The organism is Bradyrhizobium sp. 27S5 (assembly GCF_037217225.1).
Lineage (GTDB): Bacteria > Pseudomonadota > Alphaproteobacteria > Rhizobiales > Xanthobacteraceae > Bradyrhizobium > Bradyrhizobium septentrionale.
The window spans coordinates 8,044,871-8,065,189 of the sequence record NZ_CP147714.1; the positions used below are offsets into that span (position 1 = coordinate 8,044,871).

19 protein-coding genes are annotated in these 20,319 nt (G+C 63.9%); 13 read left to right on the forward strand and 6 right to left on the reverse strand.

What is annotated here, in order from left to right; translation table 11 throughout:
• Positions 1-302: 302 nt before the first annotated feature.
• Positions 303-1,730: a hypothetical protein gene (locus tag WDM24_RS37880; RefSeq protein ID WP_338829339.1), complete on the forward strand. Its 1,428-nt coding sequence runs from the start codon at positions 303-305 to the stop codon at positions 1,728-1,730.
• 42 nt (positions 1,731-1,772) lie between these two features.
• Here the strand turns inward: WDM24_RS37880 and WDM24_RS37885 are convergent, their stop codons facing one another.
• Positions 1,773-1,898, reverse strand: a complete 126-nt coding sequence (locus WDM24_RS37885) for a hypothetical protein (RefSeq protein WP_338692492.1) — start codon at positions 1,896-1,898, stop codon at positions 1,773-1,775.
• Positions 1,899-1,999: 101 nt separating this feature from the next.
• Between WDM24_RS37885 and WDM24_RS37890 the strand changes: the two genes are divergently transcribed.
• From WDM24_RS37890 to WDM24_RS37915, 6 genes are all read left to right on the forward strand, one after another.
• On the forward strand, positions 2,000-2,320 hold the full coding sequence (locus WDM24_RS37890; RefSeq protein ID WP_029079854.1) for a hypothetical protein: 321 nt from the start codon (positions 2,000-2,002) through the stop codon (positions 2,318-2,320).
• Between the two features lie 245 nt (positions 2,321-2,565).
• Positions 2,566-3,300 (forward strand): outer membrane protein, encoded by a 735-nt coding sequence (locus WDM24_RS37895; RefSeq protein WP_166213681.1) that lies wholly within the window; start codon positions 2,566-2,568, stop codon positions 3,298-3,300.
• A 237-nt stretch (positions 3,301-3,537) separates the two neighbouring features.
• Positions 3,538-5,682: a methyl-accepting chemotaxis protein gene (locus WDM24_RS37900; RefSeq protein ID WP_338829340.1), complete on the forward strand. Its 2,145-nt coding sequence runs from the start codon at positions 3,538-3,540 to the stop codon at positions 5,680-5,682.
• Positions 5,683-5,989: 307 nt separating this feature from the next.
• Positions 5,990-7,054 carry an MBL fold metallo-hydrolase gene (locus tag WDM24_RS37905; protein WP_338829341.1) on the forward strand — a complete coding sequence of 355 codons (1,065 nt, stop codon included), beginning with the start codon at positions 5,990-5,992 and terminating at the stop codon, positions 7,052-7,054.
• A 191-nt stretch (positions 7,055-7,245) separates the two neighbouring features.
• A complete protein-coding gene (hemA, locus tag WDM24_RS37910; RefSeq protein WP_338829342.1) occupies positions 7,246-8,475 on the forward strand; it encodes a 5-aminolevulinate synthase in 1,230 nt (409 codons plus the stop codon).
• A 113-nt stretch (positions 8,476-8,588) separates the two neighbouring features.
• Positions 8,589-12,098 carry a PAS domain-containing hybrid sensor histidine kinase/response regulator gene (locus WDM24_RS37915; RefSeq protein ID WP_338829343.1) on the forward strand — a complete coding sequence of 1,170 codons (3,510 nt, stop codon included), beginning with the start codon at positions 8,589-8,591 and terminating at the stop codon, positions 12,096-12,098.
• 63 nt (positions 12,099-12,161) lie between these two features.
• On the opposite strand, the gene WDM24_RS37920 is transcribed toward WDM24_RS37915, so the two are convergent.
• Complete coding sequence (locus tag WDM24_RS37920; protein ID WP_166301414.1) at positions 12,162-12,698, reverse strand: REP-associated tyrosine transposase; 537 nt, start codon at positions 12,696-12,698, stop codon at positions 12,162-12,164.
• Between the two features lie 63 nt (positions 12,699-12,761).
• Positions 12,762-13,436 (reverse strand): response regulator transcription factor, encoded by a 675-nt coding sequence (locus WDM24_RS37925; protein ID WP_338829344.1) that lies wholly within the window; start codon positions 13,434-13,436, stop codon positions 12,762-12,764.
• Positions 13,437-13,792: 356 nt separating this feature from the next.
• On the opposite strand from WDM24_RS37925, the gene WDM24_RS37930 reads away from it, so the two are divergent.
• Positions 13,793-15,418, forward strand: a complete 1,626-nt coding sequence (locus tag WDM24_RS37930) for an MFS transporter (RefSeq protein WP_175619786.1) — start codon at positions 13,793-13,795, stop codon at positions 15,416-15,418.
• Positions 15,419-15,529: 111 nt separating this feature from the next.
• Here WDM24_RS37930 and WDM24_RS37935 read toward each other — a convergent pair whose 3' ends face one another.
• The 3 genes from WDM24_RS37935 to WDM24_RS37945 form a co-directional block, all read right to left on the reverse strand.
• Positions 15,530-16,003: a secondary thiamine-phosphate synthase enzyme YjbQ gene (locus WDM24_RS37935; RefSeq protein ID WP_166301408.1), complete on the reverse strand. Its 474-nt coding sequence runs from the start codon at positions 16,001-16,003 to the stop codon at positions 15,530-15,532.
• A gap of 184 nt (positions 16,004-16,187) precedes the next feature.
• Entirely contained in the window at positions 16,188-16,700 is a 513-nt protein-coding gene (locus WDM24_RS37940; protein ID WP_166301405.1) for a hypothetical protein, read from the reverse strand.
• A 31-nt stretch (positions 16,701-16,731) separates the two neighbouring features.
• The gene (locus WDM24_RS37945) at positions 16,732-17,355 is read right to left on the reverse strand and encodes a 2-hydroxychromene-2-carboxylate isomerase (RefSeq protein ID WP_166301402.1); all 624 of its coding nucleotides are present in this window, start codon (positions 17,353-17,355) and stop codon (positions 16,732-16,734) included.
• Between the two features lie 275 nt (positions 17,356-17,630).
• Between WDM24_RS37945 and WDM24_RS37950 the strand changes: the two genes are divergently transcribed.
• The 5 genes from WDM24_RS37950 to WDM24_RS37970 all read left to right on the forward strand — a co-directional run bounded on the left by WDM24_RS37950 (position 17,631) and on the right by WDM24_RS37970 (position 20,225).
• Complete coding sequence (locus WDM24_RS37950) at positions 17,631-18,002, forward strand: AtpZ/AtpI family protein (RefSeq protein WP_166301399.1); 372 nt, start codon at positions 17,631-17,633, stop codon at positions 18,000-18,002.
• 71 nt (positions 18,003-18,073) lie between these two features.
• Positions 18,074-18,823: a F0F1 ATP synthase subunit A gene (locus tag WDM24_RS37955; protein WP_166301396.1), complete on the forward strand. Its 750-nt coding sequence runs from the start codon at positions 18,074-18,076 to the stop codon at positions 18,821-18,823.
• Positions 18,824-18,878: 55 nt separating this feature from the next.
• Positions 18,879-19,109: a F0F1 ATP synthase subunit C gene (locus WDM24_RS37960; RefSeq protein WP_016847054.1), complete on the forward strand. Its 231-nt coding sequence runs from the start codon at positions 18,879-18,881 to the stop codon at positions 19,107-19,109.
• Positions 19,110-19,168: 59 nt separating this feature from the next.
• A complete protein-coding gene (locus WDM24_RS37965; protein WP_338829345.1) occupies positions 19,169-19,735 on the forward strand; it encodes a F0F1 ATP synthase subunit B in 567 nt (188 codons plus the stop codon).
• Between the two features lie 4 nt (positions 19,736-19,739).
• Complete coding sequence (locus WDM24_RS37970) at positions 19,740-20,225, forward strand: ATP F0F1 synthase subunit B (RefSeq protein WP_166301390.1); 486 nt, start codon at positions 19,740-19,742, stop codon at positions 20,223-20,225.
• Positions 20,226-20,319: the final 94 nt, after the last annotated feature.

The window sequence follows — 20,319 nt, forward strand, 5'->3', positions numbered from 1 at the left end:
TGAGCGCTGGCATCCACGCAATGCAGACCATCATCCCGCACGGGCAAATGGGCTTGATATCGCCCCTCGGTTGCGCTTGCATGGGTTGCAGGCCAAGGACGCGCTGAATGCCTGCTAAGCGAGCACCCGAGCCCAGCGGAACTTCAAACCTCAGGAACTTGGCTCGCACCAGCGTGGCGCCCGGGAGGCACCAGCGAGAGCGAATGTCAAGTTCGCAAATTTGGTGAGCGGAGACCGCGCGGAAGTTGAGAGAATCAGATTATTCACGTCAAACCGCTTGATCGCCACGACGAGAAACCCGAGTGCAATCCCCCCGCTACAACATTTTGCTGCTGTGCGCAGCAGCAGCCCTGAAAACCAATACGGTATCGGACCATATCCGAGCGTTTCGCCAATACAGCCAGCATAAATATACGATCGTGGATTCGCTGGCGTTCGATGCGATCGGACCAGATCTGGATGCCTTTGACTGCCTGGTGTTTCACTATTCCGTCGTGATCTCGATGGAGAACTATGTTCCCGCCTCGCTCCGTGACAAGATCAGGCGCTTCAACGGGGTCAAGGTCGCGTTCATTCAAGACGAATATCGATTTATCGATCGTCAGAATGCTGCATTGGCCGATCTGCAGGTCGGAGCGATTTTCACCGTTACGAACTCGGACGTCACCAGAAAAATCTATCGGGACCCGTTCTTCGACAAGGTACGTTTCGAGCATACTTTGACGGGATTTGTACCCGAGCATCTGTTGACGATGGACGTGCCGAATTATTCGGAACGTCCGCTCGACGTTTCGTATCGCGCACGCAAGGCTCCGCCTTGGTACGGATACTTCGCCGAGGAAAAATGGCGAATAGCCGACAGATTTGCCGCTGATGCAGCGCAGTACAATCTGGTCTGCGACATCGACACGAGCGAAACGTCCCGAATCTACGGCGGCTCCTGGGTTGACTTCATCGCGAGCTCGAAGGCCGTTTTGGGGACGGAGAGCGGGGTCAGTTTCATCGATTTCACCGGGGACGCCCAAATCCAGGTGGAACGCTTCTGCGCCGAAAATCCCGATGTGTCCCACGAGGTGGTGAGACAGAAATTTCTGGGAGACGACGACGGCAAGATCGTTATCCGGGTGGTTTCTCCCCGCATTTTCGAAGCTGCCGCGCTTCGTACTCTGATGATCCTCTATGAAGGTGACTATTCAGGTGCGGTAAAGCCGTGGGATCATTACGTCCCGCTCAGCCGCGACCACAGCAACATGGCGGAGGTGGTCTCGGTCATACGAAATCCTTCGAAGGCGCAATCCATCATCGATCGTGCGTTTCACGAAGTCGCGCTGTCTCCGGCGTGGACTTTCAAGCGAATGGTCGAGCGATTTGACAAAGTCGTCGTCGACGAAGCGCAACGGGTTGAGCTTGCGCGCAATGCGATTCCCGGGGCGCTCGACCCCCTGGAACTCGCCATCAGCACGCGCGGACTGGAACTGACCTCACGCGGCCGATATTTGGAAGAACATGTTCTCCCCGTCTACAACAAGCTGATAGAAGACCATCAAGGGCTGGCCAACGCCTACGAAAGGCTGGCCACAGACCACCAAAGGCTGGCGACGGATTGCCAACGGCTAGCCATGGATCAACAGAGCCTGGCCAACATGTCCATCAAGCGCTTCGCCTATACGTGGCTTCGGCGAACCCTCGGTTCCGTCAAGAGAAAATTGACCTCGCCCCTCGGCAACTGAGGACTGTCTACGGCAGAAAGTGCCCTCGTCGGGTTCGCAGGATCAATGCGCGAGCAGCACGCCCACGCCGCCGATCGTCAGCACGACGTAGAACGCGAACACACTGCCGACCCATTTCCAATCGATGTGTCCGTGTTCGGGGCTGAGGCTTTCGATGATGCCGTGCATGATGGTTTCCTTTAGAAGTCGCATGCGCGGCGTATAGCCCGCACCCCGAGCACGTCATGTGACTCACTTCACACTTTGCGATCGCGGAGCGGACTTAAAGCGTGACCGGCCCAGAACTGAAGAAATTGCGCAAACATCTCGGCGAGGCGCTTGGCCGCGAGCTGACGGCGGCCGACATGGCGAAGCTGTGCGGGTTGCCGGCCGCCGGCGGCGCCGAGAAGCTCCGCAAATGGGAGGTCACCGGCCCGACTCCGAAGGTCGCCGCGCTGCTGCGCGTGCTGGCGATGGCGAGCGAGCACTATCCGATCCTGGAGAAGTTCGACGTGTTCGATCGCCACGACGTCCCCGTCAAGGACCGCGCCGCGCGCCGTCAGGCGTTCCGCGAGCAGATGCGCGACGACGTGCGCAAGCGACTTGGTTAGCAAGCGACTTGGTTAGCAAGCGGCTTGATTAGCAGCGGGCGGGCGTCGCACGCGCCGCGTTAAGCCTTCCTTCATTCCGGCTTAAGCGTTCGTTAGGCACAACAAAACGTTTCGCCGCAAAGGCTGCGACTTAACGCTCCGAGCGGTCTTCCGGTGACAGCATTTTATTCAACTGCGGTCTATCTCGCCGGCCATGGACGGCGCCATGTCGCTGCGCCTCCACGACTTGTCCGGAGACTGACCACATGAAGAAGATCCTGCTTGCAACCGCAGCCGCCGTCGCCGCCTTGAGCGCGACCGCCCAGGCCGCCGACCTCAACCGGGGCTATTACCAGAAGGCGCCCGCGCCCGTTTACGCCGCTCCGCTCTACAACTGGACCGGCTTCTATCTCGGCGGCCATCTCGGCGGCGTGTTCTCACAGAACAACACGTTCAACGGCCTCGCGCTGTCCGACTCCAGCGCCCGCTTCATGGGCGGCGTGCAGGGCGGCTACGACTGGCAGCTGTCGCCGATGTGGGTGATCGGCCTTGAAGGCCAGTATTCCTGGGTCGGCAACCACCAGCTCAACGCGATCTTCCCCGGCGGCTATGTCTACAACAACAACCAGCGCGGCATCGCATCGATCACCGGCCGCGTCGGCTACACTTGGGGCCCGGGCCTGATCTATGTGAAGGGCGGTTACGCCTATTCCGACAACAACGAGACGGTGACGCTCGGCGGCGCGCCGGTCGGCTTCGCGCTCACCGACAATCACAGCAACGGCTGGACGATCGGCGGCGGCGCTGAATACATGTTCGCGCCGAACTGGTCGGCCAAGGTCGAGTACCAGTACTATGACTTCGGCGACAGCCGCTTCACCGCGCCGGCCGCGCTGGTGCCGTTCGGCAGCTTCCACAATGACGAGCACACGGTGAAGGCCGGCCTCAACTACCGCTTCAATCTCGGCAACCTCGGCGGCCCCGGCTACGCGCGTTACTGAGACCACGCGCCACAACCAATAATGGAAAGGCCGGCTCGCGCCGGCCTTTTTGCGTCCGGTCGCGTGCATCGATTCCGCAGAGCGAACCAAGCCAGTGCTCCCGCACGACCGCCCTGAAAAATCCCGCGGATCGTCGCAATTTTCCCGATTTTGTTAACCCGCCGCACTGATACTCCCGCGCCGGGGAAACATCCAAGAGTAGTGGCCAGGGGTAGTGGGCCAGGGGGCACGGGGGCAATGGCGTTTCGGTTCAAGCTCGGCAAACTCAATCTCAAGCGCATCGGCCTGCCGCAGATGGGCGTCAGGGGCAGCCTGTTCGCGGCATTCGCCGTGATCGCAGGCATGGCGCTCGTGATCAGCGCAGGCGCCGGCATCGTGCTGCATCAGCTCGGCGGCACCATGACCGATCTCAGCGGCCGCGACATTCCGCGGCTTGCCGCAAGCCTGCAACTATCAGCGCAGAGCGCCTCGCTCGCAGCGCAAGGTCCCGGCCTGCTCGCCGTGCAGAGCGAGGATGCACTCAACGATCGCACCAAGAAGGTGAAGGAGGTCGCGCAGGCGACCCGCGCCAAGCTCGGCGAGATCATCGAGCTCGGCGCCGACAAGTCCGTCGTCAGCGCGCTGCAGGAGAACGTCAAGAACACCGACGAGGCCACCAATAGCCTGATCTCGGCGGCGCGCGAGCGGCTCGAAGTCGGCGCGCTGCGCGACAAGCAGTACAATGCGCTGCGCAAGGCGCAGACGGCCTTCGTCTCCGCCGCGAGCCCCGCGATGCTCGACGCGCAAACGCGACTCAACGCCATCCTCGGCGCCGCCGACGTGTCCGCCGATGACGCCACCGAGGCGGCCCGCACCGTCGGCCAGATCAGCAACGTGCTCGCCGCCGGCAATCTGATGGCCGCCGACATGACCGCCGCGCTGTCGGCCAATTCCAGCGAGACGCTCGATGCGATCGAGGCCGAGTTCAAGAACGGGCGCGAACGCATCAAGTCCAACCTCGAGGACCTGCCGAACAATCCGGCGATCGTCGCGGTGCGCGACACCGCCGAGAGGCTGCTCGTACTCGGCGAAGGCAAGACCGGCGTGTTCAAGATCCGCCAGAAGGAGCTCGACGCGATCGATTACGGCCAGACCATTTTGGAAGAAACGCGCAAGCTCAATGTCGGGCTCGGCATCAGCGTGCAGCAGCTGGTCGAGGCCGTGCAGAAGGAAACCGATACCTCGACCTTCCAGGCGCGGCAGCAGATCTCGCTCGCGACCATGGTGATGATCGCGCTCGGCGCGCTGACGCTGGTCGGCTCGTTCCTGTTCGTCTGGCTCTATGTGGGGCGCAACATCCTGCGCCGGATCCGCGGCCTGCAGCGTTCGATGCAGCTGTTGTCCGACGGCGACCTCGACACCGAGATCCCGCAGAGCCGGCAGCGCGACGAGATCGCTGTCATGGCCGACGCGCTGCAGGTGTTCCGCGAGAGCATGATCGAGGGCCGCGAGCTCACGGCAAACCAGAACAAGGACCGCACCGCCAAGGCGGAGCGCACGACGCGCATGGAAGCGCAGATCGTCACCTTCGAGTCCAATGTCCGCAGCGCGCTCGGCAGCCTGCAGACCGCGGCGAACTCGATGCAGTCGACCGCGCAGAGCATGTCGGCGACCGCCGACCAGTCGAGCGCATTGGTCAATGCGGTGGCCTCGGCCGCCGAGGAGACCTCGGTCAACGTGCAGACGGTGTCGGCCGGCACCGAGGAGCTGTCGTCGTCGATCTCGGAGATCGGCCGTCAGGTCGTCACCTCGGCGGAGATCGCCCGCAAGGCGGTCGAGGAAGCCAGCGCCACCGACAGCACGATGCAGGGCCTTGCCGACAACGCCGCGCGGATCAGCGTCGTGGTCGACCTGATCCAGACCATCGCCTCGCAGACCAACCTGCTGGCGCTCAACGCCACCATCGAGGCGGCGCGCGCCGGCGAGGCCGGCCGCGGCTTCGCCGTGGTCGCCTCCGAGGTCAAGAACCTGGCCAGCCAGACCGCGAAGGCGACCGAGGAAATCCGCCAGCAGATCGTCAGCATGCAGGAGGTGACGACCACGGCGGTTTCCGCGATCCGCAACATCTCGAGCACGATCGGCGAGATCAACGACGTCACCACCGCGATCGCCGCCGCCGTCGAGGAACAGGGCGCGGCGACCCGCGAGATCGCCCGCAACATCCAGCACGCCGCCGGCGGCACCAGCGAGGTGTCGAGCAACATCGTCGGCGTCTCCACCGCGTCAGCCGAAGCCGGCGCCGCCGCCGGCGAGGTGCTGAGCGCCTCCGACGCGCTGCGCCGCGAGGCCGACGTGCTGCGCTCGGAGATCGACGGCTTCCTGTCGAACATCCGCGCGGCGTAGGAATAGGCCCCGGATTACGCTTCGCTCCATCCGGGCTACGCATGCTTTGACCTCCCCTTGAAAAGGGGAGGTCGCTTTGCTCGTTAGAGCAAAGCGGGTGGGGATCTGCTCTCTCGGCTTGCAGCGTCGCCCGCGGCTGACCCCCATCCCAACCTTCCCCCTTTCAGGGGGAAGGAGAAGAGAGAGATCCGGATGAAGCGCAGCGCAATCCGGGCTACGGAATTCGGCGGCCTCTCCACCCCATTCTCCGGACGACTATCTGATTTTTCGGCTGGCGCGGCGGGCAATGTGCCGCTAAGCCGATAGCATGCATACGAAGACCGACAGCCTGCCCTCCTCGGCGGAGGCATTGCGATACCCCTGGGAGAACCATCCCGGCCACGATCAGGTCGTGGAGGTCGCCCCCGGCGTGCTGTGGGCGCGGCTGAAGCTGCCGTTCCGCCTCAACCATGTGAACGTCTATCTGCTCGCCGACGGCGACGGCTGGACCATGGTGGATGCCGGCTTCGGCAACGAGGAGTCGATCGCGGCCTGGACCACGCTGTTCGAGGGACCGCTGAAGCACGTCAAGGTCACGCGGCTGATCGTGACCCACTCGCACCCCGATCATGTCGGTCTCGCCGGCTGGATCACCGAGCGCTTCGGCTGCCCGCTGTTCATGTCGCAGGTGGAATATCTGCAGTCGGTCTATCACCAGAACCGCGGCACCGAGGAGCGGCGCAACGCGCAGCGGCTGTTCTTCCGCCGCCACGGCATGGACGAGGACCTGACTGAAAAACTGCTCGGCCGCGGCCAGGACTATCTGAAGCGCGTCTCGGTGCTGCCGCCGTCCTATCACCGCCTCACCCATGGCGACGAGGTCGTGATCGGCACGCGGCGCTTCAAGGTGATCACCGGCGGCGGCCATGCGCTCGACCAGGTGATGCTGTATTGCGCGGCCGACAAATTATTCCTGTCCGCCGACCAGGTGCTGAGCAAGATCTCGCCCAATGTCAGTGTCTGGGCGGTCGAGCCCGAGCAGAATTCGCTCGGCGAATATCTGGCATCGCTGGCGAGCCTGACCACCACCCTGCCCTACGACGTGATGGTGCTGCCCGGCCATGGCGTGCCGTTCTACGGGCTGAAGACCCGGATCAAGCAGCTCGCCGATCACCATGAGGAGCGCTGCCGGCTGATCGCCGAGGCCTGCCGCGAGGTGCCGCAGACCTCCAAGGAGCTGGTGCCGGTGGTGTTCCACAAGCACGTGCTGGACGAGCACCAGATGGGCTTCGCTGCCGGCGAACTGGTCGCCCATGTCAACTACATGCTGGTCGAGGGCCGGCTGACGGCCGAGATGGCCGCCGACGGCATGCTGCGCTTCAGGACGAGCTGAGCGCCCGGCTCCGGGGCCGCCATGCCGCCTCCCGGCGATTTGACCGAAATCAAGGCGGATAGACCCCCGCTAGGGCAATTTGCCCAACTGCGGCGCATGCCCAGATGTGAGCCAATGCATGGACATTAGAGCTGGAAAAGCTCTAAGAAGAGGCAGCTTTTCCGGTCAGGTTCCACTTTCTGGGTTCGCCGATGAATTACAGCCAGTTTTTCCAAACCGCCCTCAACCGCCTGCATGACGAGCGGCGCTACCGGGTGTTCGCCGACCTCGAGCGGATCGCGGGACGCTTCCCGCACGCGACCTGGCATTCGCCGAAAGGCAGCCGCAACGTCGTGATCTGGTGCTCCAACGACTATCTCGGCATGGGCCAGCACCCCAAGGTGGTCGGCGCCATGGTCGAGACCGCGACCCGGGTCGGCACCGGCGCCGGCGGTACCCGCAACATCGCGGGCACCCACCATCCGCTGGTGCAGCTCGAGGCCGAGCTCGCCGACCTCCACGGCAAGGAAGCTTCGCTGCTGTTCACCTCGGGCTATGTCTCGAACCAGACCGGCATCTCGACGCTCGCCAAGCTGATCCCGAACTGCCTGATCCTGTCGGACGCGCTGAACCACAATTCGATGATCGAAGGCGTCCGGCAGGCCGGCTGCGAACGCCAGATCTTCCGCCACAACGACGTCGCCCATCTCGAAGAGCTGCTGATCGCCGCCCGCCCCGACCGGCCGAAGCTGATCGTCTGCGAGAGCCTTTATTCGATGGACGGCGACGTCGCGCCGCTCGCGAAGATCTGCGATCTCGCCGAGAAATACGGCGCCATGACCTATGTCGATGAGGTGCATGCGGTCGGCATGTACGGCCCGCGCGGCGGCGGCATTGCCGAGCGTGACGGCGTGATGCACCGGATCGACGTGCTCGAGGGCACCCTTGCCAAGGCGTTCGGTTGCCTCGGCGGCTATATCGCCGGCCGCGCCGAGATCATCGACGCGGTGCGCTCCTATGCGCCGGGCTTCATCTTCACGACCGCGCTGCCGCCGGCGATCTGCTCGGCCGCGACCGCCGCGATCCGCCATCTGAAGACCTCGAACTGGGAGCGCGAGCGGCACCAGGACCGCGCCGCCCGCACCAAGGCGATCCTGACCGCCGCCGGCCTGCCGGTGATGTCGAGCGACACCCATATCGTGCCGCTGTTCGTCGGCGATCCCGAGAAGTGCAAGCGCGCCTCCGACCTGCTGCTCGAGGACCACGGCATCTACATCCAGCCGATCAACTATCCGACGGTCGCCAAGGGCACCGAGCGGCTGCGCATCACGCCCTCGCCCTACCATGACGACGGCCTGATCGACGCGCTGGCCGAGGCCCTGCTCCAGGTCTGGGACCGGCTCGGCCTGCCGCTGCGCCAGAAGTCGCTGGCCGCCGAGTAACCCTATCCTTCTCCGACCCCGAATTTGGGCCGGTCGTGCGATGCGCGGCCGGCCCTTTGCGTTATACTCGGGGCAACCGGCCCGTTCTTGGCCGGGACAGGAGATGAGCAGCGATGCTGCACGACTGGGGCGTCATCGCCACGGCGTTCGCCTACATCGGATTGTTGTTCTTCATTGCCAGCCGCGGCGACCGGACGTCGCCGGGCGCGCGCGGCCGTGCCAGCCAGTGGATCTATCCGCTGTCGCTGGCGATCTACTGCACCTCCTGGACCTTCTTCGGCTCGGTCGGCTTCGCCACCCGCACCAGCATCGACTTCCTGGCGATCTATATCGGCCCGATCGTGATGATCGGACTGTGCACGCCGCTGCTGCGCCGCGTGATCGCGCTCGCCAAGTCGCAGAACATCACGTCGATCGCCGACTTCATCGCCGCGCGCTACGGCAAGAGCCAGGCGGTCGCGGCCACCGTGGCGTTGATCGCGATCATCGGCTCCGTGCCCTACATCGCGCTGCAACTCAAGGCGATGGCGTCATCGCTGGAGACCATCCTGAGCGAGGACCAGGCGTTCTCGAAGATCCCGATCATCGGCGACATCGCGCTGATGGTGACCTTGGCGATGGCGGTGTTCGCGGTGCTGTTCGGCACCCGCCACACCGACGCCACCGAGCACCAGCACGGCCTGATCCTGGCGATCGCCGCCGAATCCATCGTCAAGCTGGTCGCCTTCATCGCCGCCGGCGCCTTCGTCACCTTCTGGATGTTCTCCCCGGTCGAGCTCTATGAGCGCGCCCTGAAGACGCCGGAGGCGGTGCGCGCGATCGAATATGTGCCGTCGATCGGCAATTTCCTGATCATGACGCTGCTGTCGTTCTGCGCGGTCATGCTGTTGCCGCGCCAGTTCCACGTCAGCGTGGTGGAGAATTCCACCAGCGCCGAGGTCAGTCGGGCGCGCTGGCTGTTCCCGCTCTACCTCGTCGCGATCAATTTGTTCGTGATTCCGATCGCGATCGCGGGCCTCGTCATCTTCCCGTTCGGCGCGGTCGATGCCGACATGTTCGTGCTGGCGCTGCCGATCGAGGGCAATTCGCAGCTGCTCAGCCTCGCCGTCTTCGTCGGCGGGCTGTCGGCCGCGACCGCGATGGTGATCGTCGAATGCGTCGCGCTCTCGATCATGGTCTCCAACGACATCGTGCTGCCGCTGGTGCTGCCGCGCAGCGACGATATCAGCGCCGGCCAGAAGGATTTCGGCGATTTCCTGCTGAAGGCGCGCCGGTTCTCTATCTTCGCCATCATGGTGCTGGCCTATTTCTACTATCGCGCGCTCGGCAACACCCAGCTGGTCGCGATCGGCCTGCTGTCGTTTGCCGCGATCACCCAGCTGGCGCCGGCCTTCTTCGGCGGCCTGTTCTGGCGGCGCGCCACCGCGCGCGGCGCCATGGCGGGCATGCTGGTCGGCTTCGCGACATGGCTCTACACGCTGTTCATCCCGAGCTTCCTGGAGACCTCGACCACAGGCCTGATGCTGCTGCAGCATGGGCCGTTCGGGATCGAGGCGCTGCGGCCGCAGGCCCTGTTCGGCGCCGACCTGCCGCCGCTGCTGCACGGCGTGCTGTGGAGCCTGGCGCTCAACATCCTGACCTATGTCCTGTTCTCGCTGGCGCGCGCGCCGTCCGCGATCGAGCTGTTGCAGGCCGATGTGTTCGTGCCCAACGCGCTGGCGCCGATCGCGCCGAGCTTCCGGCGCTGGCGCACCACGGTGACGGTGCAGGACATCCAGAGCACGGTGACGCAATATCTCGGTCCCGACCGCACCCTCGAGGCCTTCGCCTCGTTCGCGGCCGACCGCAATATCGTGCTGCAGACCTCGGCGCCGGCCGATTTCGAGCTGCTGCAGCATGCCGAGCGGTTGATCGCCTCCTCGATCGGGGCCGCGTCCTCGCGCCTCGTGATGTCGCTCTTGCTGCAGCGGCGAACGGTGTCGGCCAAGGCCGCGCTGAAGCTGCTCGACGATTCCCACGCCGCGCTGCACTTCAACCGCGAGATCCTGCAGACCGCGCTCAATCATGTGCGCCAGGGCATCGCGGTGTTCGACGCCGATTTGCAGCTGATCTGTTCCAACCGCCAGTTCTCCGAATTGCTCGGGCTGCCGCCGCATCTGGTGCAGCTCGGCATCCCGCTGCCCGAGATCCTCGAATTCATGGGGGCGATCAGTCCGCCGCCGGCCGGCGACAGCGACAGCCTGTTGCAGCTGCGGCTGCGCGCCTACACCACCGAGGGCGAGCCCTATCTGGAACGCTTCACCGACCGCCACCTGGTGATCGAGGTGCGCGCCAACCGGATGCCGGGCGGCGGACTTGTCATCACCTTCTCCGACGTCACGCCGAGCTTCGAGGCCGCCGAGGCGCTGGAGCGCGCCAATGCGACGCTGGAAAAGCGCGTGCGCGACCGCACCGAGGAACTGACGCGGCTGAACTCGGAGCTCGCGCTCGCCAAGGGCGTCGCGGAAGACGCCAACGCCTCCAAGACGCGCTTCCTGGCGGCTGCCAGCCACGACATCCTGCAGCCGCTCAATGCGGCGCGGCTCTACGTCACGAGCCTGGTCGAGCGCCAGAACGGCGGCGAGGATTCACGCCTGGTCGAGAACATCGACGACTCGCTGGAAGCGATCGAGGATATCCTGGGCGCGCTGCTCGACATCTCCAGGCTCGACGCCGGCGCCATGACGCCGGCGATCACGAGCTTCCGGATGGCGGACCTGATGCGTTCGCTGGAGATCGAGTTCATGCCGATCGCCCGCGACAAGGGCCTCGATCTGCGCTTCGTGGCCTGCTCGCTGCCGGTCGAATCCGACCGCTCGCTGCTGCGCCGGCTGCTGCAGAACTTCATCTCCAACGCGATCAAATATACCCCGCGTGGCCGCGTGCTGATCGGCTGCCGCCGCCGCGGCGACAAGCTGCAGATCAGCATCTTCGACACCGGCGTCGGCATTCCGGTGCAGAAGCGCGGCGAGATCTTCAAGGAATTCCACCGCCTCGAGCAGGGCGCCCGGATCGCCCGCGGCCTCGGCCTCGGCCTGTCGATCGTCGAGCGGCTGGCGCGCGTGCTCAATCATCGCATCGCGATCTCGGCCAATGTGAGCGGCGGCTCGGCATTCTCGGTCACGGTGCCGGTCGCGACCGCGGTCAATCATACCGCAGCCGTCACCAGCGCCACGCCGCTGTCGAAGACGCCGATGAGCGGCTCCTTGATCGTCTGCATCGAGAACGATCCCGCGATTCTCGACGGCATGAAGACGCTGCTGACGGCGTGGGACGCCGAGGTGATCGCGGTGCTCGATGCCGACGGCGCGATCAGTGCGATCGAAACCGCCGGCGGCCGCGTCACCGGCGTGCTGGTCGACTACCATCTCGACCGCGGCAACGGCGTCGCCGCGATCCGCGATATCCGCCGCCGCTTCGGCGACGGCATCCCGGCGATCCTGATCACCGCCGACCGCAGCCCGGCAGTGCGCGCCGCCGCGCGCGAGGAGAACATCGCGGTGCTGAACAAGCCGGTCAAACCGGCCTCGCTGCGCGCCCTGCTCGGACAGTGGCGGACGCAACAGATGGTGGCGGCGGAGTAACGAGGGCAACGAGAAACCGTAGGATGGGTGGAGCGCAGCGATACCCATCACCTTTCCGCTTGCTCAACTCCTCTCGCCAAACTCCCCATCCAGACCAGAAACGTCCCCGGCCCAATCCTCAACATAGACACCCTGCTGCACAAGGCGGTGGAACGACGAATGCGGCCAATCGCTCACACGTGTCACAAGCCCATGTTTGACGGGGTTGATGTGAACGTAATCGATGTGCCGAGTAAAATCGGTCTCATCACGGATCGTGTGCTCCCAGTATCGTCGCTGCCAGATACCTCGTTCTCCCTTGCCAGCGCGGCTAGCCGAGACCGGCTCACCGCCAGCCAGCTGTCGAGAGAATGACGTTTTGATGAGCCGCCATCGTGTCGAAAAATCTGCATCTCCGTCCGGCAGGGTCCAGACAGTGTGCAGATGGTCGGGTAGGACCACGATGGCATCGATAGTGAACGGATGGCGTCGCTGGGTCTCACGCAATGCCGTCCGCAATCTATCGACATTTTCGGTCAGCAGCCGACGTCGCCGATCCGCCAGATTAACGGTGAAGAAGAAACAGCCTCCGGCAATGAAATTGCGGCGGTAACCGGTCATACTTCCACGCCCGGCCGCCAAAATGATGGGTATCGCTGCGCCCCACCCATCCTACGCGTTCCATCACGTCGATGGCGTGCCCTGGCGCCACTGGCCGCCGGCGATCTTGGCGGCGGCGATCACGGCTTGCGTCCGGCTTTCAACGCCGAGCTTCTGCAGGATGGCCGAGACATGGGCCTTGATGGTCGCCTCGGACACGCCGAGCTCGTAGGCGATCTGCTTGTTGAGCAGCCCCTCGGACAGCATCATGAGCACCCGCACCTGCTGCGGGGTCAGCGTCACCAGGCGGTCGCGCAGCCGGGTCATGTCGGGATCGCCGCCAGCCGACAGATCGGTGTCCGGCGGAACCCAGACGTCGCCTTCCATCACCTTCATGATGGCATCGCGCAGCGTCTCGACGCCGAAGCGCTTCGGGATGAAACCGGAGGCGCCGAAGTCGAGCGAGTGGCGGATGGTTCCGGCATCGTCGCTGGCGGAGACGATGACGACCGGGATCGCCGGATATTGCGCCCGCAGATAGATCAGGCCGGAGAAGCCGCTGATCCCCGGCATGCTCAGGTCGAGCAGAATCAGGTCGACCTCGGAGTCCCGTTCCAGGAGCCCGGTCAAATCCTCAAACGATCCGGCCTCGCTGATCGTGGCCGAACTCACGACGCTCGACACCGCCTGACGCAACGCATCGCGGAACAGCGGATGGTCGTCGGCGATGACAAGATGAGTATTGGCAGCAGCAGTCATCTCAGTCCCACTAAGCGGATTTCGGCAAACCCGCACCGTTCGGTTGTCGCCCGCGCGGCAGTATCACGCAAGGGCTCGATAATACCAGATGCCAACGCAGTTAACCCGCCCAGCTTGTGCGCCGCAATAGACGCACGCGGGGGCGTTCCATCTCGACCTTCCTCCACAAGATAAGTTCAATCCTGAAAAGGCCAAAAGTCTTATTGGGGCGGGTTTCACTGCGATGTTACCCTTTAACTCAAGCTTGGGGCTTATTCGGGCCCAACCCGGCAGACGGGAGCGAGCATGGCAGCAACAATTCGGGGGGAGCTTTCCAGATGTCCACAATGACTGCAACTTCGGCGCGGCCCGCCGGGATGACCAAGGATGAGCGTTTCGTCATCCTCGCGTCGTCGCTCGGTACCGTGTTCGAGTGGTACGACTTCTATCTCTACGGATCGCTGGCCGGCATCATCGGCGCGCAGTTCTTCTCCGACTATCCGCCGGCGACCCGCGATATCTTCGCGCTGCTGGCCTTCGCCGCCGGCTTCCTGGTCCGCCCGTTCGGCGCGATCGTATTCGGCCGGGTCGGCGACATCGTCGGCCGCAAATACACCTTCCTCGTCACCATCCTGATCATGGGTCTGTCGACCTTCATCGTCGGCCTGTTGCCCAACGCCAAGACCATCGGCATCGCGGCGCCGATCATCCTGATCTCGCTCCGCCTGTTGCAGGGCCTTGCGCTCGGCGGTGAGTATGGCGGTGCGGCGACCTATGTCGCCGAGCATGCGCCGCAGGGCAAGCGTGGCTACTACACCTCGTTCATCCAGACCACGGCCACGCTCGGACTGTTCCTGTCGCTGCTGGTGATTCTGTTCACCCGATCCATCATCGGCGAAAAGGACTTCGCGGAATGGGGCTGGCGCATTCCGTTCCTGGTGTCGGTGCTGCTGCTCGGCATCTCGGTCTGGATCCGGCTGCGGTTGAATGAATCGCCGGTGTTCCAGCGCATGAAGGACGAGGGCAAGGCCTCCAAGGCGCCGTTGACCGAAGCCTTCGCGACCTGGAGCAACGCCAAGATCGTGATCCTCGCGCTGTTCGGCCTGACGATGGGCCAGGCGGTGATCTGGTACACGGGCCAGTTCTACGCGCTGTTCTTCCTGCAATCGATCCTGAAGGTCGACGGCTACACCGCCAACCTCCTGATCGCCTGGTCGCTGTTGCTCGGCACCGGCTTCTTCCTGGTGTTCGGCGCGCTGTCGGACAAGATCGGCCGGAAGCCGATCATCCTGGCGGGCTGCCTGATCGGCGCACTCACTCTGTTCCCGATCTTCAAGATGATCACGACCAACGCCAACCCGGCGCTGGAAAAGGCCTATGAGACGGTCAAGGTGCAGGTGGTGGCGGATCCCGCGGGCTGCGGCGATCTGTTCAACCCGGTCGGCACCCGCGTCTTCACGGCGCCTTGCGATACCGCCCGCGCCTTCCTGGCCCAGTCGTCGGTGAAGTACTCCACCGTGCCAGGCCCGGCCGGCTCGCCGGTGAAGATCATGGTCAACGACAAGGAGGTGCCGTACACGGACGCCAAGACGTCGAACCCGCTGATCACCGCGGCGGTGCAGGCGGCGGGCTATCCGAAGCCGGGTGACGCCGGCATCGTGAAGATGTCGAACCCGTTCGACGTCTTCCGTCCGCAGGTAGCCGCAGTCATCGGCCTGCTGTTCATCCTGGTGCTCTACGTGACCATGGTCTACGGACCGATCGCGGCGATGCTGGTGGAACTGTTCCCGACCAAGATCCGCTACACCTCGATGTCGCTGCCCTATCACATCGGCAACGGCTGGTTCGGCGGCCTGCTGCCGGCGACCGCGTTTGCGATCACCGCCTCGACCGGCGATATCTATTCCGGACTGTGGTACCCGGTGATCTTCGCGGCAATCACCGTCGTGGTCGGCGCATTGTTCATTCCGGAGACCAAGGACGTCGACATCAGCAAGACCTGATCGGTCGACATCTCGATCAAACAGCATCGGCCGCGGAGCGATCCGCGGCCGATGTCATTTGAGAAGCCAGATCGAATTGAAAGCCAGGTCGAACTGAAGCGGTCGAACGCGTCAGCGCGTGGCACCGATGAATTGCAGCACGATCTCGCGCCGGTGCGGACGGGCGCGATGCTCGATCAGATAGATGCCCTGCCAGGTACCGAGCGCCATTTCATCATCAAGCACCGGAATCTGCAGCGAGGTCGCCGTCAGCATGGTCTTGATATGCGCCGGCATGTCGTCGGGACCTTCGGTGTCGTGGCGCCAGCCGCCGTCTTCGGGTGCGGCGCGATCGAGCGCCGTCATCAGATCGACCAGCACCGTCGGGTCGGCATTCTCCTGGATCGTCAGCGAGGCCGAGGTGTGACGGATGAACAGCGTCACCGCGCCCTCGCCAGCACGCACCTCGCGCAGGAATTTTGCGACCTCGCGCGTGATGTCGGTGAAGCCTGCGCCAGAGGTTTCCACCGTCAACCGCGACGAGACGATGCAGGTTGCAGCGACCGATGATGGCGCCGAGCGCGACATAGTTCTCGGTGAGTTCATCTGTACTTTCTCGACATGTCGTCCCGGCGAAGGCCGGGACCCATACTCCGCGGCCCTTCGATTTCTAAGGCTCGGAGTTGATACCTTTCGTAATCAATGTGCATCGGTGGCGATGGGTCCCGGCCCCCGTGCGCAATTGCGCACTAGGCCAAGACGACGCTGTAGAGACAGCGCCAGCACAAAATCAAATCTTGCCGCCATTGACGTCGCGCTGCACGCGGTTGGCCATCTCAATCAGCCGCCGCCAGGCTCGCTCCACGAACGACATCACGCGATCCATGTCGCGGTCGCTCGGCAGCGGAATCTCGATCTTGCGCTCGCCCTCGGCGATCTTCGGCTCGGCCTTCTTCAACGAATCCGATTTCGGCAGCGCCTCGTCGGTCTTGGCCGGCGGCGCGCGCGCCGCAAGCTCGCCCTTCAGTTTGTCATTGTCGGCCTGCAGGCGCCCGATCTCGGCGTCCAGCGCCGCGCGCTCGTCGGGCACCATGTAACAGGCCCAGCCGGCGCTGGAATTGGTGCAGGTCGACACCGCGCCGGTGCGGGTGTCGAGCCGCAGGAAGCCGTCGCCTGCCGGAGACAATGCGTAGCGACCGTTCTCGGTGTCGGGCGCGGTTTGCGCTGTCGCCGCGCCGCTCGTGATCAAAACGGCCGCAACAATTGCGATGGACGATTTTGAGAGCGACGACGCGATGGGCATGGCTTGCTCCGCCTCAACCTGATTCCTGCCCCTAGACCACAGAGCTATAGGGCTTGCGGCCTGACTTCAACGCGTCCTCGAGCAATTCGATCCGGTCCTGGCCCCAGAAGACTTCGCCATCGAGCACATAGCCGGGCGAGCCGAACACGCCGGTGTTGAGTGCATCCTGCCGATTCTGCTCATAGGCCGCGCTGATCGCATCAGAGGGTGAGCGCTCGACAAGCTGCCGGCCGGGCAAGCCGGCATCGTCGGCGAGCTTCACCAGCGTGGCGGGATCGGCAAGGTTGAGCTCAAGCTCCCAGACCGCGGGGTAGGCCCGCTGCAAAAACGGCTCGGGGTCGAGACCCGCCTCAAGCGCCGCGATCACGACGCCATCGGCCAGGCGGCCGTTGAACGGCCAGTTGGCCGGCTGCAGATGGAAATTCAGCCCGCGCTTGTCGCGCCAGCGCTGCAACTCGATCATCCGGTAGCGCTGCCGCACCGGATGGCGCTGCGCGAGCGGCAGCCCGCCGGTCTCCGAGAACAAATCGACCAGCAGCACGGGCCGATAATTTACCTTGAGATCGTAAGTGCTTACGAGCCGAACGAAGGGCTTGTGGCCGATATAGGCCCAAGGTGATTGCAGCGAGAAGTAGTAGTCGATTGGGCGCGGCATGCGGAACCTTGACTGCACGAGAGCGGGAGACTTTCGGTGATCCCAGCAGAGCGGGATAAGCCGCGCAATATCGCTCAATGCCACGCAAGCTGTTGCACTGCGATCACTGTGTCACTCTGACCTTGAATATCTCCAAATAAATCCAACAGAATCAAAGCAATAACTGGTTACGACGCAATCTTGACTTGATTAGACGCGGTAAGTATGGTCCGCGCGGCTTTTGACGGGGACGGGCGCAATTTCCATCATCCGCGGCATCGGTTAGTGTTTGCAGCATGGCTGAAAGCACCAACGACGGCGCAGATGGAAGTCGCGATCATTCGTCTCCCGACGAAGCTGCGCTTTCCGCAAGGCTCGGAAGTCTCGATCATCGGTTGTCAGAAATTCGCGACAGCCGCAGGAGCAAGACTGATCAATCCGGTACTGAAAGCGGGGACAGTGCGGCCAGAGCTTCGGCGATGGCGCTCGGTTTTCGTCTTTCCTCGGAGCTGATCGCGGGCGTTGTCGTCGGGGCGGCGCTTGGCTGGGGGGTCGACCGTTTGCTGTCGACGTCGCCATTCGGATTCATCGTGTTAACGCTGCTCGGCTTTGTCGCCGGCGTGGTCAACGTGGTGAGGTCCGCGGGCGTGGCCTCGGGCAAGCGCTGAGCGCTGACGGAAGTCACGACATCTGAAATTCGATTACCGGCACGATGGCCGGTGGACCAAGAGCCGCGCGGATGAAAATCGACCCGATCCACCAGTTCAATATCGAGCCCCTCTTCACGCTCGGCCACATCGGCAATCACACGATCGCCTTCACCAATTCGACGCTCTTCATGCTCATCGCGGTGCTCTTGATCGCGCTGCTGATGCTGGCGAGCGGCCGGGAACTGGTTCCGGGACGGTTGCAGTCGGTCGCCGAAATCTCCTACGAGTTCGTCGCCACCACGATTCGCAGCACGGCCGGCGCGGAAGGCATGAAGTTCTTCCCGCTGATCTTCTCGCTGTTCATGTTCCTCTGCGTCTCGAACCTGGTGGGCGTGATCCCCTACACCTTCACGATCGCGAGCCATCTGATCGTGACCGCGGCGCTTGCGCTGCTGGTTTTCTTCACCGTCCTGATCTACGGCGTCTACAAGAACGGCCTGAAATTCTTCAGTATCTTCGTCCCCCACGGCGTTCCGATCTACATCCTGCCACTGGTCATGTTCATCGAGATCCTGTCGTTCTTCCTGCGGCCGGTCTCGCACAGCGTTCGTCTGTTCGCCAACATGCTGGCAGGCCACATCGCGCTGAAGGTGTTCGCGGGCTTCGTCGCGATGCTCGGCTTCTCGCTCGGCGCGCTCGGCTGGTTCGGCGGCGTGCTGCCGCTCGCGCTCACAGTGGCGCTGTACGCCCTCGAACTGCTGGTCGCGTTCCTGCAGGCCTATGTGTTCGCGATCCTGACCTGCATCTACCTCAACGACGCCATTCATCCGGGACACTAAGCGGTCCGGGGAATCTTCACCCACCAATCTGTCTATCTTTCTCAAGGAGCTACAAATGGAACCGGCAGCAGCAAAACTTATCGGCGCGGGCATCGCGTGCATCGGCATGGGCGGTGCGGGCGTCGGCGTGGGCATCATCTTCGGCAACTACCTCGCCGCTGCGGTGCGCAACCCCTCGGCCGCGCAGGGCCAGTTCGGCAACCTGATCTTCGGCTTCGCCGTGACCGAAGCGCTCGGCATCTTCTCGCTGCTGATCGCGCTGCTTCTGCTGTTCGTTCCGCTCTGAGCGGCACCCCGTCGCGCCGCCCCTTCGGGCGGCGCGCATGACAGCAACAGGAGAACACCATGGCTGAGAGTCATGGCGAGGCAAAAGGCCAGAAAGCCGGCGCCCACACCGAGACCGATGGCGGACATCACGGCGGAGCCTTTCCGCCGTTCGATTCGTCCAATTTCGCCTCGCAGCTGGTGTCGCTGGCGATTGCATTTGTCGCGCTCTACCTGATCGTGTCGCGTATCGCACTGCCGCGCGTCGGCGGGACGATCGATGCACGTCAGAGCAAGATCGAGGGCGATCTGGCCGAGGCGCAGAAGCTGAAGGACGAGTCCGACGCGGCGCTGAAGGCCTATGAAGCCGAGCTGGCGAACGCCCGTGCCAACGCGCAGGCGATCGGCAACGAGACCCGCGAGAAGCTGAACGCGGCCTCGGAAGTCGAGCGCAAGGCGTTGGAACAGAAGCTGGCGGCCAGGCTCGCCGACGCCGAGAAGCAGATCGCAACGACCCGGACCAACGCCATGAGCAACGTCCGCGGCATCGCGGCGGATGCGGCCGGCGCCATCGTCCAGCAACTCGCCGGCGTCACGCCGGACGCGAATGCGGTCAACAGCGCCGTCGACGCGTCGCTGAAGGGATAGGCCGATGTTTTACGAACCGGAAACCTGGGTTGCGATCGCCTTCGTCATTCTGATGGTCGTGTTCGGCTACCTCGGCGTCCATCGCACCCTGCTGACCGCGCTCGATCACCGTGCCGAGCGCATCAAGGCCGAGCTCGAGGACGCCCGCCGTCTGAAGGACGAGGCCAACAAGCTGCTCGGCGAGTACAAGGCGCGCCGCGCCAGCGCGGAGCGCGAGGCCGAGGAGATCATCTCCAACGCCAAGCAAGAGGCCGAGCGGATCGCGGCCGAGGCCAAGACCAAGATGGAAGATTTTGTCGCGCGGCGGACCAAGACCGCCGAGAGCAAGATCGCCCAGGCCGAGGCCCAGGCCGTGGCCGATGTCCGCGCCGCTGCGGCCAACGCCGCCGTGACCGCCGCCTCGACCATCCTGTCGCAGTCGGTCAAGGGCTCGGTCGCCGACGACCTGGTCGGCAAGGGCATCGCCGAAGTCCGCTCCAAGCTGAACTGACGCGATCACAATTCCTTCCAACAAAGGCCGGCGCGAGCTGATCGCGCCGGCCTTTTTGCTTGTCCAAATCTGTCCGTTCAGAGCACTAGGCGCC